This window comes from Pseudarthrobacter enclensis (genome assembly GCF_030811655.1).
GTDB classification, from domain to species: Bacteria; Actinomycetota; Actinomycetes; order Actinomycetales; family Micrococcaceae; genus Arthrobacter; species Arthrobacter enclensis_A.
In genome coordinates this window covers 83,548-100,709 of sequence record NZ_JAUSRE010000010.1, presented here as the reverse complement: position 1 = coordinate 100,709, position 17,162 = coordinate 83,548, and the positions used below count along the sequence as shown (strand labels likewise).

The 17,162-nt window shown below is 59.4% G+C and carries 16 protein-coding genes and 1 pseudogene; 8 read left to right on the top strand and 9 right to left on the bottom strand.

Going from position 1 to position 17,162, the window contains the following annotated elements:
* Positions 1–58: 58 nt before the first annotated feature.
* Together J2X98_RS11295 and J2X98_RS11290 are read right to left on the bottom strand one after the other, a co-directional pair.
* Entirely contained in the window at positions 59–778 is a 720-nt protein-coding gene (locus J2X98_RS11295; protein ID WP_307308005.1) for a class II aldolase/adducin family protein, read from the bottom strand.
* Positions 778–1,671, bottom strand: a complete 894-nt coding sequence (locus J2X98_RS11290) for an NAD(P)-dependent oxidoreductase (RefSeq protein ID WP_307308002.1) — start codon at positions 1,669–1,671, stop codon at positions 778–780. Before J2X98_RS11290 ends, J2X98_RS11295 begins: the two co-directional genes overlap by 1 nt.
* Positions 1,672–1,925: 254 nt before the next feature.
* On the opposite strand from J2X98_RS11290, the gene J2X98_RS11285 reads away from it, so the two are divergent.
* From J2X98_RS11285 to J2X98_RS11260, 6 genes are all read left to right on the top strand, one after another.
* Complete coding sequence (locus J2X98_RS11285; RefSeq protein WP_307307999.1) at positions 1,926–3,437, top strand: tripartite tricarboxylate transporter permease; 1,512 nt, start codon at positions 1,926–1,928, stop codon at positions 3,435–3,437.
* Positions 3,438–3,445: 8 nt separating this feature from the next.
* A complete protein-coding gene (locus tag J2X98_RS11280; RefSeq protein WP_307307996.1) occupies positions 3,446–3,985 on the top strand; it encodes a tripartite tricarboxylate transporter TctB family protein in 540 nt (179 codons plus the stop codon).
* Positions 3,986–4,071: 86 nt separating this feature from the next.
* Entirely contained in the window at positions 4,072–5,097 is a 1,026-nt protein-coding gene (locus tag J2X98_RS11275) for a Bug family tripartite tricarboxylate transporter substrate binding protein (protein ID WP_307307994.1), read from the top strand.
* Between the two features lie 184 nt (positions 5,098–5,281).
* Positions 5,282–5,974, top strand: a complete 693-nt coding sequence (locus J2X98_RS11270; RefSeq protein WP_307307991.1) for a cysteine hydrolase family protein — start codon at positions 5,282–5,284, stop codon at positions 5,972–5,974.
* A gap of 586 nt (positions 5,975–6,560) precedes the next feature.
* Positions 6,561–7,859: an MFS transporter gene (locus J2X98_RS11265; protein ID WP_307307989.1), complete on the top strand. Its 1,299-nt coding sequence runs from the start codon at positions 6,561–6,563 to the stop codon at positions 7,857–7,859.
* Positions 7,860–7,895: 36 nt separating this feature from the next.
* Entirely contained in the window at positions 7,896–8,843 is a 948-nt protein-coding gene (locus J2X98_RS11260) for a polysaccharide deacetylase family protein (protein WP_307307987.1), read from the top strand.
* Between the two features lie 852 nt (positions 8,844–9,695).
* On the opposite strand, the gene J2X98_RS11255 is transcribed toward J2X98_RS11260, so the two are convergent.
* The 5 genes from J2X98_RS11255 to J2X98_RS11235 form a co-directional block, all read right to left on the bottom strand.
* The gene (locus J2X98_RS11255) at positions 9,696–10,535 is read right to left on the bottom strand and encodes a carbohydrate ABC transporter permease (RefSeq protein ID WP_307307983.1); all 840 of its coding nucleotides are present in this window, start codon (positions 10,533–10,535) and stop codon (positions 9,696–9,698) included.
* Position 10,536: 1 nt separating this feature from the next.
* Positions 10,537–11,496 carry a carbohydrate ABC transporter permease gene (locus tag J2X98_RS11250; protein WP_307307980.1) on the bottom strand — a complete coding sequence of 320 codons (960 nt, stop codon included), beginning with the start codon at positions 11,494–11,496 and terminating at the stop codon, positions 10,537–10,539.
* 2 nt (positions 11,497–11,498) lie between these two features.
* A complete protein-coding gene (locus J2X98_RS11245; protein WP_307307978.1) occupies positions 11,499–12,827 on the bottom strand; it encodes an ABC transporter substrate-binding protein in 1,329 nt (442 codons plus the stop codon).
* Positions 12,828–12,911: 84 nt separating this feature from the next.
* Positions 12,912–14,429: an NAD-dependent succinate-semialdehyde dehydrogenase gene (locus J2X98_RS11240; protein WP_307307975.1), complete on the bottom strand. Its 1,518-nt coding sequence runs from the start codon at positions 14,427–14,429 to the stop codon at positions 12,912–12,914.
* Between the two features lie 9 nt (positions 14,430–14,438).
* Positions 14,439–14,885: a riboflavin kinase gene (locus J2X98_RS11235; RefSeq protein WP_307307973.1), complete on the bottom strand. Its 447-nt coding sequence runs from the start codon at positions 14,883–14,885 to the stop codon at positions 14,439–14,441.
* Between the two features lie 230 nt (positions 14,886–15,115).
* On the opposite strand from J2X98_RS11235, the gene J2X98_RS11230 reads away from it, so the two are divergent.
* Positions 15,116–15,256, top strand: coding sequence for a hypothetical protein (locus J2X98_RS11230; RefSeq protein WP_307307970.1), 141 nt, complete (start codon positions 15,116–15,118; stop codon positions 15,254–15,256).
* 6 nt (positions 15,257–15,262) lie between these two features.
* On the opposite strand, the pseudogene J2X98_RS22220 reads toward J2X98_RS11230, so the two are convergent.
* Positions 15,263–15,532 (bottom strand): annotated as a pseudogene (locus tag J2X98_RS22220) (NUDIX domain-containing protein); the annotation flags it as partial.
* Here J2X98_RS22220 and J2X98_RS11225 point away from each other — a divergent pair.
* The gene (locus tag J2X98_RS11225; protein WP_307307967.1) at positions 15,464–15,694 is read left to right on the top strand and encodes a hypothetical protein; all 231 of its coding nucleotides are present in this window, start codon (positions 15,464–15,466) and stop codon (positions 15,692–15,694) included. The pseudogene J2X98_RS22220 and the gene J2X98_RS11225 sit on opposite strands and share 69 nt — an antisense overlap.
* Before the next feature lie 380 nt (positions 15,695–16,074).
* On the opposite strand, the gene J2X98_RS11220 is transcribed toward J2X98_RS11225, so the two are convergent.
* Positions 16,075–17,019 (bottom strand): flavin reductase, encoded by a 945-nt coding sequence (locus tag J2X98_RS11220; protein ID WP_307307965.1) that lies wholly within the window; start codon positions 17,017–17,019, stop codon positions 16,075–16,077.
* Between the last annotated feature and the right edge of the window lie 143 nt (positions 17,020–17,162).

Below are 17,162 nucleotides of genomic sequence, written 5' to 3'. Positions count from 1 at the left end.
ACGATGCCCGCCTGGCAACTCGCCGGGCGGGCATCATTTGGTGCTGATCGGGGAACGTTCAGTGCAGAGCGAGTCCGGCGTGGCGAAGGCGGGCGCGGTGGTAGTTCCAGACGAAGCCGTCGTTGAACCCTGATCCCAGGTCAGGCATCATCGCCATGTCAGCCTCCGGGACTTCATAGCTCACAGTTCCCAGCGCATTCGCAGCAACGAGCATCCGCGCCAGGATCTCCACATTCAGTGCACGGACGACAGCCTGTTCAACGGTGGCTCCCACTGTCACGATTCCGTGTCCACGCAGAACCAACGCGGGTGCGCCACCAAGCGAGGATGCAACTTCCTGCCCGAGCTCTGTCGTGTTGATCAGGAGGCTCCGGGGATAAGTCGGGATTCCTTCTGCTGCCATACGCATAGCCGGAATATTGTAGGCGCCAACGGCGGCTCGGAGTTCGACGCCGGCAAGGTCTGCTGCGATGACTGCCGGAGCGTGCGCGTGTACAACGGCCTGCACGTCAGGACGCGCTGCCAACACCTCTGCATGGATCGGGAGCTCGTTGGGCGCCTTGTAGCCGCCCGTAAGCGGGTGCTGGGCCACGACTTCGTGAATGTCCTCTGGTTCGGTAAACAGCAGCCCGCTCTCCTGTGGCCCGCGACAGCGGATCGCGATGCCGGCGTCGGTTCGCATGCTGACGTGACCCAGTACATCCTCCGCCAAGCCTGCATGGGCGATGATTCGGCATGATTCGGCGAGCAGCTCCCGTGCCGATCTGTCGAAGGCCATCAGTTCTCCTGTGCAGTCGTGCGCAGCTGCGTGAGAAGCTCTGTGCTCTCGGGATAGGGGCGCTTGGCGTAGTCGCCGTCCGCGGCGGCACCGAAGAACTCTGTGGCGGCAGCCAGCGTCACGCTCGTAACACCCATCGAATCCGCGAGGGCAGAGGCCAAACGCATGTCCTTGGCGATCGTCGTAGCAGGCGCGTGCTTTGCTACCGCGCGCTTGTTCCCGCTGTAGTACTCGGCGACGCCCTTGAAACCGCCGAGAACACCGCTGGAGCGTTCGAGCGCATCGATCACCGTCGGGAGCTCAAGACCAGCCTGTTGGGCGACGACGAGGGCCTCGGCCACGGCGAGGTGGGTCGCGTACTTTACATGCTGGTGTACGAGTTTGGTCGCGAACCCGTCCCCCAGCGCGCCAGTGTAGATCAACGCTGCGGCCACGTCCTCCACGATTGGTTCGGCGCTCCCGAGCACACCGGCCTGACCGCCGATCATGACAGTTAGGTTAGGGGCCTTGCCGGATACCGGGGCGTCGACGTAGCGCGCACCGTTGCCAAGCGCCGCAACGCGCTGGGCGACGTCCTGGGCCAGTTCCGGATCTCCAGTGGTCATATCCACGATTAAGGCTTCAGGACAAAGGCCGGCAAGCACGCCGGTTTCCTCGTCGTACAACACTTCACGGACTGCGGCAGGATTGGGCAGAGCTATGAAAATGACGTTGCTTTGCTCGGCCAGCTGGCGCGGGCTCACCGACGGAGCGGCGCCGATCATCGCCGTTGTCGCTACTCGATCTGTGTGCCGGTCCCACACCGCCACTGGGTGTTCTGCCGCTATCAGACTCTCGGCGAGGGCTTTGCCCATGCCACCGAGCCCAACGACTCCCACGTGATTTGGATCCATAAACTTTCACCTTTCATGCACATTGCTTGGTGGAGTGGCACCGCGACCCGTAACGGGCACGCGATGTACCTGCGATCGAAGGCCTCTCAGCGGCGTCATCGCCCCTTAAGAATGTATTGGTTAGTCCATTGACATGGCAAGACCAATAGCCATAAGCTCCTAAAAATAATCTTCACTGTGACATTCGCCTCTGTCCTCGAGCATGCGGGCACAGACCTATCAACATTTGGCAACGACGCCAGAAAGGAGCGCCGGTGCTCGACGCAATCTGGAGCGCGCTCGGCGAGGCCATCACGCCGATGTCGCTACTCATGCTTTTGATCGGCGTGGTGATCGGCTTCCTCGTCGGCATCCTCCCGGGGCTCGGCGGCGCGGTGACGCTTGCGCTGCTTATCCCCGTAACCTTTGGCATGGATCCAGTGCCAGCATTCTCGCTTCTGCTGGGCATGTATGTTGTCTCCGCCATTGCAGGGGACTTCACCTCGATCCTGTTTGGCATCCCGGGCGAGCCGACGGCAGCTGCTATGGTGCTCGATGGCTATCCACTCAACAAGAAGGGCCAGGCCGGGAGGGCGCTAGGGGCGTCCCTTGCGAGCTCGGCGATCGGTTCGATCTTTGGCGCAATCCTCCTCATGGCGTTGATACCTGTGATGCGACCGCTGATCATGAGCATCAGCGCTCCCGAACTGTTTGCCGCAGCCGTGCTGGGCTTGACGTTTATCGCGTCGCTCTCCGGTGGCAGCATCCACAAGGGCTTGGTCATGGCCACCGTCGGCGTGCTCCTGTCCCTCGTCGGAATTGACCCGAACCTGGGCATCGAACGGTACACATTCGGAAGCTTGCACCTCTGGGAGGGTATCGGCATTGTTCCTGTGGTGGTGGGCCTTCTCGGTGGCGCTGAGGTTCTGCAATCCATGCTGGACAAAGACGGTGAAACCAAAACCATCGTGGCACCGCACCTCGGGGGCATCCTCGTTGGCGTGAAGGACTCTTTCCGGCACTGGTGGCTGATGTTGCGTGCCAGCGCCATCGGTGCCGTCCTAGGCATGCTGCCTGGTCTGGGGGGATCGGTGTCTCAGTTCGTCGCCTACGGCCATGCGAGACAGACCTCCAAGCGGCCCGAGGAGTTTGGCAACGGTTCGATCGAGGGTGTGATCGCCGCCGGCGCTACGACCACGGCGAAAGACGGCGGTCACCTTGTCCCGACGATCGCCTTCGGTGTGCCGTCGGGCGCGAGTATGGCCGTGCTCTTGGGTGCGTTCCTAATTCTGGGCCTGAATCCCGGCCCGGAGATGCTGGGAAAGAACCTCGACGTCACGCTCTCGCTCGTGTGGATCATCGTACTGAGCACCATAGCGGCCGTTATCCTCGGTTATCTGTTGATCCGACCACTCGCCAAGCTCACATCGGTGACCGGCAGATTGCTCGTTCCGTTCCTCGTAGCGATGCTCACGATTGGCGCGTTTTCGAACACGAGCTCCCTTGATGATGTTTGGATCATGCTCGTCTTCCTCGCGATCGGAGTGCTGTGCAGCCGCTTCAGATGGCCCAGGATTCCGCTGCTCCTGGGCCTGGTCCTGGGCGAAATCCTCGAGCGCTACTTCACCGTCAGCTACTCGCTGTTCCAGTTCAATTGGGTCAGCCGGCCGGGTGTAATCATCGTTGAACTAATCATCGCGGCCATGATCCTGTTTACCGCGGTCCGCGTCGCCCGCAAAAAGCGCGCATCCAAGCGCGAGCTCCTAACCATCGGAGGCCACGTATGAGCACCGAAATGATTCACCCAGCCGAAGATGCAGATGCGAGCGGCTCCCGGTCGCGCCGGGTGCACAGGCCGGACCTCATCATCACCTCAGTACTGCTGCTGGTGTTTATCGTGGCGTTCCTTATGGCTACGGGCTGGAGGGACCTCGCAGCCTACTTCCCGCTCGGTGTCAGCGGCATGGGGGCGATCGCCAGCGCGTCCTTCCTCGTACGGGTGCTGTTCTTTCCACCCAAACCGCACTCCCCGGAACCCGATGTCCCCGGGGCCGCAAAGTCGGTGGCCGAGCAGGAGTACGAGTTCTTCAAGAACCTCTCCAAGCGCGACTGGATCACATCCATTTGCTGGCTTGGCGGCTTCTTCATAGCGCTGGTGATTTTTGGCATCTACGTCGCAGTGGTTGCCTTCACCGCAGGCTATCTCCGCTATCAGGCAGCCAAATCCTGGTGGTTCTCCTGGATTTACGCTGCCGTGCTCGGTGGCGTCATTTACGGAATTTTCGAGATCACCCTCAAACTGCCATTGCCGGACGGGCTGCTCGGTCTCGGCTGACCTCTGCCCTTACTGCCCTTCTCTCCCCTGCCACCGCCCCAATCGCGCACGCCTGGGGTGCAAAAGAATCGAAAGGACCTGATCCTATGCGCAAACTCGCATTCGGGCTCGCCGCCCTCACCCTCGTCGGCGGCGCGCTCACCGGCTGCTCGTCGACAAGCGCCGCGGGGGCGTCAACCTCCCCGCAAGAGGCTGCGGCGAAGCTCAAGAACCAAACCATCACTCTGGTGGTCCCCTTCGATCCAGGCGGGGGTTACGACGCCTATGCACGCATGGTCGCCCCAAAGCTAGGTGACGAGCTGGGCGCCACAGTGATCGTCGAGAACAGGCCCGGTGCCGGCGGTATCCTCGCCACAAATGAGGTCGTGCACGCTAAGCCGGACGGAAAGACCCTCGTGCTGCTGAACGGCCCTGGCCACCTCGGTGCAGCCATCGCGAAAACCAATGGCGTTCTTTACGACGCCAAAAAGATGACTTACATCGGCCAGATCAGCTCGGAACCCGACGTACTTGTGACCAGCAAGTCATCCGCCATCACCTCCGTTGACGACATCCGCGGCAAGCGCTTCGCAGCCACCGGCCCAGGCTCAAACGAGTACATTGACGCCGTCGTCCTTAACCAACAGCTCGGCATGAACAACCAGGTCGTGACAGGCTTCAAGTCCAGCAACGAAGCGAGCCTGAACGTCATCCAAGGCAACGTCGACCTGCACTCCCGCTCGCTCGGCAGCCAGCAACCGGGTATCAACGCCGGTGACCTCAAACCCATTCTCGTCATCGGTGAGAACACGGGTGAAAAGGAGATTAATGGGGTGCAAAACCTGGTTGACGCGGTGAAGGACGACCAGAAAGAACTGGCGACACTGCACACGAAACTCATCTCCAGCGGACGCCTCCTCGCCGCCCCTCCCGGCATGGATACAGGCACCCTGCAGGCAATCCGCGAGGCGTTCAAAAAGGTCATGACTGATGAGGCGTTCGTCAAAGCCGCCACCGACGCCAAGCGCCCCGTGCACTACACGAGCGGTGATGACGTGCAGAAGCTCGTCAACGACGTAATGGGCTCACCGCAGGAGTATGTCGACCTCATCACCAAGGCCTACGCCGGCTAATCCCAGGTGTTCCGACAGGTTGTGTTCCGGAAATCATCGGGACACAACCGGTCTTTATACCAGTGCCATCTACGCCCCGCCCTAATCTGAAATTATGTAGGCTGTGCCCGGTCACTCGGGCACGAGCCCTGCGGCCGCCGCGGTATCTCCATTTCGGGGCCATGCCGCCGAACCCTCTGAAAGAATGGTTGAGATGCTGTCTTCGACAGTTCCTTGGCAGACGGATCGTCATTGCTGGGAAGATATTTCCGATGATTCAATGCGGAAGATTTACACTTCCTACGAGCGTCCGTTGGGAGTGGGCCCTCGCCCCGCCGTCCTTGCCATCGACCTTTATAATTTGGTCTTTGAAGGCGGGCCTCATGCTCCTGAGGATCTGTGCCAGCAGTTTCCCTCCACCTGCGGCCGCTACGCCCATGCGGCTCTGGGGCCTATTACTGAAGTCCTGTCACATGCCAGGGCCGTGGGAATGCCGGTGGTGCACATCACCGCCAGCCGGGCAAAAACTCTGTCGGCCACTAATCGAAAAGGCCGGGGGGGAGGAGAAGCCTACGAATTCCACCCTCTCTGCGCCCCAAAGCCGGGCGAAGCCATAATTGAGAAGGAAAGAGCCAGTGCCTTTTACGGGACGCAGCTCGTGGCCGAGCTAGTCCGACAGGGTATAGACACTGTCATTGTCATCGGAGAGAGCACCTCTGGGTGCGTGCGGGCCTCGGTAGTCGACGCGTATTCCAATGGTTTTCATGTCGCCGTCGTAGAGGATGCCGTGTTTGATCGCTCTTGGCTTAATCATTGCGTCAATCTATTCGATATGCATCATAAGTATGCCGACGTCTTGTCCTCGGAGACACTCCTCAAGCTGCTGGTGCGGCGGTGAGGTTATTGACCGGAAAATGGCAGAATCTAATTACTTCTACCCATCTCTAAGGTTTGAATTCTAGTCGTCCAAGGGCTACGACGGACTTGGCTTGTGAGTTTCAGCCGCGGCTTTTTTGACATGCAGCGCTCAGGTAGAGCAAGCCATTTTTGGTCCTCATAAAAACCGGTGCGCGAATGACTGGCAAATAAGCATGGATCACCTTAAGTAAGAGTTATTTTTGCCCTACAAAATCTGCCACTAGTAGAAGGCAATTCTTAGGCGCGGCCTGTTGACACCTATCGAGCTTAGATTTAGCATTATCGTAATTTGTCCTGCGGAAAACATTTCTGCAAAATCCGCTGCCCCAAGAGTCCTAGCTGTTCTTCGAGCTGAATCCCAAGGACTTTCCTGCCCCTTCCGTCGACAAACTTAGGTGCCAGGACGGAACCAAGGCCCATACCCCGTTCATGGTCGTAAAATTCGTCGTCAAGGAATTGGGGTGCGGCCCCTTTTGTATAAGGCATGCCCATGGTTTTCCGAGTCTGGGACCGAAGACCAAAGCATGCAGTCAAAGATTGAGGAGTAATTATGGAGGGAATTGTGAATGAGTACTGAAACTCGACCTGCAATGAAGCAGGTCAAGACTTCCAGCTCGATCCGGTGGACGCATATCACCACCACGCTGGTAATTTCATGGGTCATCGGCATGATGGACAAAATAAGCGTTGGCGTCGTCATGGCTGACAAGGGATTTCTTGAGGACACTGCTCTGCTCGGTCAGCCCGGCAGGCTCGGGCTTCTGACAACTGCCATGCTGGTGGCCTATGCCGCCGGCATGCCTGCTTGGGGTGCACTAGTGACCAAGTGGGGTGCCCGCACAAGCCTTGTTGTCGGCATGGCCATCTGGGCCCTTGCCATCTTCATGTTCGGCGTCTCCAGCAGTTTTGAAAGCCTCCTCGTTTGGCGGGTCGTCCTCGGATTCGGTGAGGCGGTCCTGTATCCCGTCTGCAACACGTTCGTTTATAACTGGTTCCCGGATAAGGAACGCGCTCGGGCTTCATCAGTTTGGTACAGCGGAACCATGATTGGCCCAGCCATCGCAGGTTTCGCGCTGGCTGGAATTATCACCGCATTCGACTGGAGGGCGTCCTTCTACATCCTGACGGTGGCCACGGTCCTTATTTGTATCCCTATGGCCTTCTTTCTCACCCGCAACAAACCCGCGGAACATCCCTCAGTGAGCGACGAGGAGCTGGCCTACATTGATTTCGGCCGCCCGGCCGAAAATACGACTTCCCGTACGAGTCAGGACACCGATGACGGGCCGAAGTACGCGTTCATCAAGGACTACCGCTTCTGGATGATCACCCTGGCGTTCCTTTTCAACAACTTCTTTTTCTGGGGTTGGTCTACCTGGCTTCCCTCTTACCTGCATCAGGCCCGCGGGGTTCCTATGCAGTCCATGGGAAATATCACTTCGTTGATCTACGCCTGTACCCTGATCACGATTTACGGCAGCGGATATCTCTCCGACAAGCTGATGCGGCGCGCACCCTTCGGAGCGGCCGGCTTCCTGTTAGCAGCGGGGTGCGTTTTCCTGGCGATCAACACCGCAAGTCTTCCAACCACGATCATCTTTTTGGTCGGCGCCCTGATGTTCCAGGCTGTGGGGATGCTGATGATCCAGACACTCCTGCAGCAGACGGTAAACAACAGCACTATCGGCCGGGCGGCAGGAATCATGAATCTGGTCTCCCAGGGCCTGTCGACTTTGAGCCCTTTCATTGTCGGAATCCTTATTGGGAGCAGCGGCGGAAGCTATCTACCGTCGTTCAGCTTCATGGCAGTGTGCCTGGCAATTGCAGCAGCATTCATAGCCGTGCTAATCCCACAGAAATACTAGAGTACCTAGCCGTCCCAGTCCTAGCGTGGACGGGAGATGATCGTTCCTCGGTGGCTGCGGATCCATGTTTCCGCAGCCACCGCGCACCCGGTGCAATTAGCAAAAGGAGAGCTTGTCGATATGGAAAGCCACCGAAGCGGTCCCTTCCCCTATCTTCCCATCAATAAGAGGGCGAAAATAACCTGGCCCGGAAATGCAAAACTCGCTCTCTGGGTCATCCCCAATCTTGAGTCCTTTGCGCTAAACGAACACATTGAGAAGGGCGATACGATTCCGAACGTTCCGGCCTTCTCGATACGGGATTACGGCGCCAGGGTGGGTATCTGGCGAGTAATGGAAGTGTTGGAGCGACATGGCATCCGGGCCACGGCAGCACTGAACAGCGAAGTCTGCGATGCATACCCTGAAATCGTGGAGGAAGCCGTCCGCCTCGGATGGGAATTCCTGGGTCACAACGAGAGCAATACGCGCTATTTGAACCAAGTGGATCCAACGGAGGAGCAGCGGATTATTCGCGACTCTCTCGCAAAAATTGAACAATTCACAGGCAAGAAACCTATCGGATGGCTAGGTTCGGGACTTATCGAGACGTGGAATACCTTGGATTTCCTCGTGGAGGAGGGCGTCAAGTATGTAGCGGACTGGGTTAACGACGATCAACCCTACCGAATGCGAGTGCGAGACACGGAATTGGTTTCTCTAAACTACTCGATGGAAATCAATGACAAACTTGCCTTCGAGTACCGCAACTGCACCGCCGAACAGTTCGAAACGATGATCCGTCGTCAATTTGATGTTCTTTACCGTGAAGGTTCCACGTCAGGACGGGTCATGGCCATTTGCCTACATCCCTACATCATCGGAGTCCCCCACCGCGTCGACGCGTTGGATAGCGCCCTTCGATACATCACCTCCCATGATCGGGTGTGGATGGCCACCGGAGGAGAGATAGTAGATCACTACCTCGGGCAAGAGCCGGCATGAACGCTTTTGTGAAAACTAGAGAACTTAGGCTGTGACAATGGTTTGTTCAGGCACGGAGGTCGCTGGGGGCTCGCCACTGCCGCCGGGGTCCCGATAACGGTCTGCGTGACACTCCTGACAGTCACCGACAGGCAGAGTCCAAGATTTTTCTGACACCCAAGCAGACCTCGCCTCGGGTTGCGCCCGCGAAATGAGTAACGGACGGCCGGCCGGCCGCAAGGTCGCCGCTGCTCATCATCCCGTCCAACGCGATGACTGCCTACGGAATCAACATTATCGGCGAGTGATCCGAACTTTAGATGGGTAGCCCCTCCAATCAGAACAGGCCTGATTCGCTGTGCCGGTTGCGGTCTGAGACGGAGCCGCTCCCGATTCAGAGTTTGAAGGCGTGGGTGGCAAGACGGAAGAGATGTCGCTACGACAGGCTTTACCGATTCGGAATTAGCAGTGAGTCAGAGAACGCCTCGTTCGTGTCCTTCTTCAATGGTGGTCAACGTAGTTCTGAGCTGTTCAACGGTTAGGCTGACGATGCCTTCCATGTCGCGTTGTCGGTAGAGCTCGACGAGTCGTGCGTGTTCGTCGTTGGACTGGGCCAGCCTTTGGGGGTTGGCCCTTAGTGAGAAACAGATCATCCCGCCACCCGGGGGAAGGCCACCTGCCCGGATCAGAAGGGTAGGCGCACCTGGCGGCCTTCCGCCGAAAAGTCCATGCTCGCAGGATCGCGCCCATACGGGCGTCCGCTGGCGCGGGCAGCTGTCAGGATCATGCCTTTGTACCCAAGGCTCAGCCGGACCCTGTCCTAGGTTTGCTGAGGCGTAACGCCTCGCAGTTGGTTATTCGAGTCTGCTGAGGTTACTTGAGGCCGGTGGTGGCGAGGCCTCGGACGAAGTAACGCTGCAGGAAGAGGAACAGGATTAGGAGCGGGACTGTGGCGACGGCCGTTCCTGCGAATGTCAGGCCCCAGTTGGGCAGGTAGTCCGGGGCGGCCGAGTGTGCCACGGCCACTTGGATCACCTGGTTTTCTTGAGTCTGGATGGCCACCAGCGGCCAGAGGAAGGCGTTCCAGGAGAACAGGAACTTAATCAGGATGAGGGTGGCGAGGGCGGTGCGCACGTTGGGCAGAATGACCGACCAGAAGACCCGGATATGACCGGCACCGTCAATGCGGGCCGCTTCGTCCAGTTCGGTGGGGACCTGGTCGAATGTCTGCCGCAGAAGGAAAAGCCCGAATACGCTGGCAACGCCGGGGAGGGCCACGGCCCACAGGGTGTCTTGGATCCCGAGTCCGGAGACGACACGATACAGGGGGACCACCATTGCCTCAACGGGAAGCATGAACGTGGCAAGGATCAGCGCGAAGACGACCCCGCGTCCACGGAACCGGATGCGTGTCAGGGCATATGCCGCCAGCGTGCATACGATTAGGGCCCCGATCACGTCGATCGCGGCGACCACAAGTGAGTTTGCGAGGGCCCGGCCTACCCCCTTTTCCGTGAAGAGCTGCTCGAAGTTGTCCATTACGGCGCCGATCGGCAGGAACGTTGTCCACGAGACAGGGGCCATGTCCTTGAAGATGGCGGTCTGATATTTGAAACCAGACGAAACGATCCAAAGATAGGGCAGAGCGAAGACAGCTAGGACTGTCAGCAGAATGAGGGTCGTCCAAAGGTATTTAGGCTTGGGGATTTTCATCTTAGAAGTTCCATTTCATCTTCAGTAGCCGCATTTGGATGAGACTGATTGTCAGCGCGAAGACCAACACCACAATGGAGATCGCCGATGCGAAGCCCGGGTCCTGCAGGAAGAACGCTGTCCGGTAGACGTGGTACATCACGAAATTTGTGCTCCCCTCTGGACCGCCTGTCGTCATGATGAAAGCGGGGGCAAAGACCTGCAGGGAAAAGACGGTCATCATCACCACAACTAGGACGGTGGTCCGGGACAGCATAGGGATAGTGACATGTATCAGTCTCCGGACCGGTCCGGCCCCGTCAATCTCGGACGCTTCCTGGACGTCTGCCGGGATGGCTTGGAGGCCGCCCAGGAAGAGCACCGCCGCCAGTCCAACCTGTTGCCAGACGCACATAATGACGATGGCGGCTAGCGCGGTGTCTTTGTTTGTGAGGAAGTTGATGGGAGGCACGCCTGCGCTGGACAGGAGCCCGCTGATCAGCCCGGACTGCGCAAGCATGAACGTCCACATGGTCGCTACCACCACAGAGGATGTGACGACCGGCAGGAAGACCATGGTTCGTACCAATCCCCGGGCAGGCAGTCGGCCGTTCAGGTACACGGCAATCAGGAGGCCCAGCGGCACGACGACGGCCAGAAATACCACCATAAACCAACCGGTTACGATCAGGGACTGCACTGTCTCAGGGTCCGAGAAGACCCGGACGAAGTTCTGTCCGCCGACGAACTCAGCCATTTCCGGGTTGAAGAGCGTGAACTGGTGGACACTGTCTCGGGCGAGCACGGCCAGCGGGACGTACTGGAAGACCAAGGTAAGGATGACGAACGGCGCGAGGAAACCAGCTGCGGCCGCCGCATCTCGGACGTTGCGCCGACGTCGGGACCGGGAACCTCCCGACTGGGTCTGCTGGCCAGGGCGGGAAGTCCTTTTTGTCCGTGCGTCGGGAATGGTCGCGATCATTCCTACCTGCTGAGGATCGGGTCAATGCGCGAGACTGCCTTGTCGAGTGCTCCACGGGGGTCGGCACCTGTCGCGATGTCTTTAAGGGCTTCCACTACGTACTGCTCGTACTGTACGTAGTGTGGAGACGGAGGGCGTGGTACGCCGATTTTCTGAATCTGGTCAGTGAAAAGCTTGTAAGGAAATTCGTTGAGGGCCGGGACGCTTGCCGCCGTGGACTTAAGGGCCGGCTGCGCGAAGGTCTTAGTGGAGTAGAGCTTGAGCTGGTCGCCGGTACTCATCTTGACAATGGTCTTTCCGGCGGCTTCCTTGTTTTTGGACTTTGCCGGGATGCCCATCGTAATAGACCCGGTGTGCGCAATCGGCGTCTTCAGGTAAGGCAGCGGCGCAATTCCCCACTTGAAGTCGACCTTTGCCTTGTTCAAGATGTCAATCATGCCCACCACTTCAATGTCGAAGCAGCTGCGCTTGTCGATCAGTGAGTTAGGGATCGCCGTCTGTGATGCGACCGCATGCGGGCCAGTGAATAGGGATTGGAAGAACTTGGCGCCTTCCACTGCCTCGGGGGTATTCAACCAGCCTGAAGCAGACTTTCCGTCACTAGATATGGCATAGAACGTTTTGTAGGCGCTGGAATCCTTGTTCGCGGTGGGATCGCCGGCGGAGCGGAGGAAGAGAAGATCACGGTAGGCGTTCCCTGGGCTGTACCGGTTAGGAGCCCAGCCCCAGACAGTCGGGTTGCCGGTCGGTCCCTGCTGGCACTTGGCCATGGCGTTCCGTGCCTCTTCCCAGGTCCACGCCTCGTCCAAATTGGTGGGCACCTTGATGCCGGCGGCGTCGGTCATGTCCTTGTTGTAGTAAAGGGCTAGGCTGTCCTGTTGGATGCCCATCCCGTAAAGCCTGTCTTTGTAGGACTGCTCAGTGAGGGTAGCGGGCACAACATCATCTTTCCAACCCTGCGGAAGGTACTCGTCAAGGGGGGCCAAGAGCCCTTGGGCAGCAAAGTTCTGGGTCCATGGCCCGTCAAAACCGATGATGTCGGGCTGGTTGTTTGATGAAGCGGCGACGGAGATCTTTTCGGCAAGTTGCGCGAAGGGAACCCTCTCAACGGCGAATTCGATGCATTGCTCCACCTTGGCAAAATCTTCGATTTGACCAGCCTTGGGGAACCCGAATTCTGAGGTAAGTACCTTGAGGGTGGTAACACCTTCAGGGCACTCTGCTGTCGTCGGTAGGGGGTCGCCCGCGGAATTGGTGCCGCCTGAACAAGCGGTCAGCACCAGCGCGGAGGCCGCCATGGCGACCGTGGCCGCCTTAACAGTGCGTTGCATATGAACTCCTGATTTGTGAGGGGTGCTGGTTGGAGAAGGCGCTGGTCTGGGTGATGGAGCACATGGCCAAAGCATTGGTGCTTCCTAGCTTCGTGGCCGCGGTGTGTGCGTGTTGGCGTATGGATCGGCGATGCCGATGTATTGAGTGGTGGTGTATTCGGCGATGCCTTCGGAGCCGCCTTCACGGCCGAGGCCTGATTGCTTGACGCCGCCGAAAGGTGCTGCGGCGTTGGAGATGACGCCGGCGTTGAAGCCGACCATGCCGAATTCGATCTGTTCCGCGACGCGCAGGAGGCGGTTGAAATCCTTGCTGTAGAGGTAGGACGCGAGGCCGTACTCGGAAGCGTTGGCGAGTTTGATCGCTTCTGCTTCGGTGCTGAAGGTGGTGACGGGCGCGACGGGTCCGAAGATTTCCTGGCCGAGGATCGCTGCGCCGTTGGGCACGTCGGCGAGGACGGTGGGCTGGTAAAAGTAGCCTGGACCGTTCTCTGGCGCCCCGCCGGTCACGGCGACGGCTCCGGCGTCGACGGCGGCTGTGACGAGGGCGTGGATGTCGTCCCGGACACTGCCGTCGATCAGTGGACCGACCTGGCTGTCGGGGTCTGTGCCACGGCCGGTGGTCAGGGCGCCCATGGCTGCGGCGAACTTCCGGGTGAACTCCTGGGCGACGGATTCGTGAACCAAGAAGCGGTTGGCGGCGGTGCAGGCCTCGCCCATGTTCCGCATCTTCGCTGCCATGGCGCCTTCGACGGCGGCGTCGAGGTCGGCGTCCTCGAACACGATGAAGGGGGCATTCCCGCCCAGCTCCATCGAAGTACGAAGCACGTTCTGGGCCGCGTCGGCCATCAGGCGCTTACCTACCGGGGTGGATCCGGTAAAGGAAACCTTCCGCAGCCGGGAGTCCTTTAATAGCGGCCCGGAAATCCCGGCGGCAGAAGAGGATGCGACGACGTTCAGCACCCCTGCGGGCAGGCCGGCCTCGAGCATGGTCTGCGCGAAGTACTGGGCCGTGAGCGGGGTGAGCTTGGCGGGCTTGAGGACCATGGTGCAACCGGCGGCGACGGCGGGGGCGACCTTGCGGGTGACCATGGCCAACGGGAAGTTCCACGGGGTGATCAACAGGCAGGGCCCGACCGGTTTGTGCTGGACCAGGATCTTGTTCTTGCCTTCGGGGGTGGTGAGGTAGCGGCCGTAATCCCGAACGGTTTCCTCGGCAAACCAGCGCAGAAACTCCGCACCGTAGGCGACCTCGCCGCGGGCCTCGGCCAGGGGCTTGCCCATTTCCAGGGTCATCAACAGCGCGAAGTCCTCGGCCCGTGCAGTGACCAGGTCGAAGGCGCGGCGCAGAATCTCGGACCGCACCCGGGGCGCGGTGCGCGCCCAGGAAGCCTGGGCGCGGTCGGCCGCGTCCAGTGCGGCGATCGCGTCCTCGCTGGTAGCCGACGCGAGCGTGGTGAGGACGGACCCTGTGGCGGGATCATGCACATCGAACGTGCCGCCATCGCACGCCTCCACCCACTCACCGTTGATCAACAAGCCAGTCGGCACGGAGGCGAGCAGGGATGTTTCGCGGTCGATAGTCAGGGTCGTGGTTTCAGCCAAGTCGGCTCCTTAAGATGCGTTGCTTAATGTTTGACGGGCCACCGCACTGCATTCGCGGCGGTTATGGGACGGAAATGCTGGAAAGTGCGTTAGTGACCATTCGAGGACCCTTTGCACGTCCTGGTGCAGCTGCTCCGTAAGTGCCTCGGTGGTGTCGAAGGTGCGCTGCGGCCGGAGCTTCGTGGCGAGTTCAACACGGATTCTTCGTCCGTAGAGCTCTTCATTGAAGTAAAGGAGATGGGCTTCCAACACGCGCTGACCGGACTCGGCGTAAAAGGTCCGGCGGCAGCCGATGGATACTGCGGCCGGAACCCACCTGTCCGGTTCGATTCGCACGATCGCTCCCCAGACCCCGTCATCAACCTCTTCGGAGTCGAGCGGGATGTTGGCGGTAGGGAAACCAAGGAGCCTGCCTCGCTGGTCACCCTGTTCGACTATGCCTTCGATGACTATCAATGGTGTCCTCCTGGAGGGTATCTGGTGCTGTCTGCAGTACCTGCATGATGAACCCGGTTGCCAGTACCTCGAGTGGCATCGAGGTGCATGGACCTAGCACTGAACGCACAGATCGGGCGAGAAGCCGACCTGAAAGACCGTTGTTCAGTGCAATTCGACGGACTCACCGGGTAAGGCACCGAAGCCTTGCGGGGTCTTTTGGGTCAAGGCTTTCCTCGTTCGGCGGTTCCATGAAGAGCCCTTTTCTGGTGTTGATCCTGTTCGAGGACAGCATCGAGTACGAGGCCAAGCCACTCGACGCAGTTGCTGAATCGGCTGACCTTGGCAGGGCGCGTCCAGCGGTAGGAAACATGTTCTTCGTTGAGGCGTAGTCGGCGTCGAGAGGTAACCGCCTTGAATGTGTGCACTAGCCATGGAGTCGACGTGTGGTCTGTAAGGATGAGAGGCGGGCGGCTTTCTAGACAAAAGAGATCCCAAGGTCGCAGTCCGGTTTCCTCGTAGAGCTCCGTGAGTGCCTGCTGCCGGGGTGACATTCCAGGCTCAAGGTATCCGGTGATGCAGTGCCAAAGGTTCTGGTCATGCCCGACGGTTTGGCTCCTTTTCAGCAAGGCGATGCGGCCGTAGTGTTCGAGGACAATGGCTACCACTTCGTGCCGGGCGACGGCGGCGTTGGTGCGGACTTCCCGGCCGGACGCGGATGTAATGGTCATGGGTTCTTCTCTTGGTGGTGGTCCGGTTCATGGTCGTCTGTAAAGACGGCCATGGATGAGGTGATGCGGTCTTTTCCGAATCCGCCTGGATTCTTGTGAACGCCGGACTCCCGGACCTAACCTGTCCGGGGAGCCCGCTAACGGGTCCTGCTGGTTTTCACCCCGGCAGAACGGACTCCTGGAAGTTCATGTGTCATGCGTTAGTGAACCCCTGCATGGCTAAAGCCAGGGCACGAAAGACAGCATCTTCATGGACGTCCTCCAAATGTTCCGGCAGGTAGCTCCCGCCGCTCGGCCATTGGCTTCGACCTGCGCCGATCCTCCACCCGCAGGCCCTACAGGTACAGGCCCTTCCCCGCTGGTCCTTGCGGTCATCACGTCGACGGTCATCGACACCTGCGGGCGCTGCCCGCACCTCAGACGCCGATTCATGTTTCCGGATGTAACGCCGCCGGCAGCGACGCCCGGAGCAGGAACCTTCAGAGCTCCTTGAGCGAGGCACCATCGTAGAACTGCCCCGACATATAGACATAAAGCATGGGCGCGAGGTCAGAAACTTCCAGGTGGGTGACTCGGGCGATGAATACCGTATGTGTCTTAGCCTGAAAGCGCTCCTTAATTTCCGCCTCCATTGACGCCGCCGAGCCGCGAATGAGCGGCGACCCGGCCGGTCCCGCATGCCAGTCGAGACCGGAGAACTTGTCATCGGTCTTGGTAGCAAACTTGTCGACGACGGCCCGTTGCGTGTTGGCGATGATGTTGATGCCGAGGTGATCGGACTCGAACAGCGCGGGATAGGTGGAGGACGTCTTCTGCACGCATACGAGAACGAGCGGCGGATCCAGCGACACGGGTGTGTAGGCGCTAAGTGTCAGCCCCCGCGGCTGGCCGCTCGAATCGGTGGTCGTGACAACGGTCACTCCGGTGACAAATTTGCGGTTGAACTTCTTGAGCGCGTCGATGGTGGGCTCGCTGAAGTCTGCCTGCGGGCGAGCCTGCTCGAATGCGGACCGCAGCCTGGGTGCCCCCAGATCGGCTAGCATATCGTCGGTGAGGTCCCAGGTTACCCGCTCGCGGATGATTCGGCCGTCACGCAGGACTCCTTGAACGGAGCCACAGGTCTGCAGGCTGCGGCCGGTCGGGGGAACGTCGCCCAGGGGGTTAAGGAATGTTCCGGTTGCCGACCAGAAAATGGCAAAGTCTTCATTGTCAACGACGATCTTGTCCACTGTCGTGCGTAGGTCGGGGATTGCGGCCCGCATCTCACGAACTTCCACCTTCAGCTCAGCTAAACCCGAGGTGTTTCCGGATTCCGCGTTTTCCAGTGCGTAATCTGGATGAACGATGGCATCCAAGGCGTCGGGGTCACCATGATTCCAGGCAGCGTCCCAGACGGAGCGCACAAGTTCCTTGAAGTCGGGCATCTTCCACTCCTCAGTCTGTCCCAGAGAAGGCGGTGGATAGGATGTCTCGCGATTTGCGGACACGTCGCTTCTCCATTTTGTAAAAGTTGGTTTTGTGGTGTCGCTGGTGGGCAATCTCCTGCCCGACTTCCGCAGACCCTGGT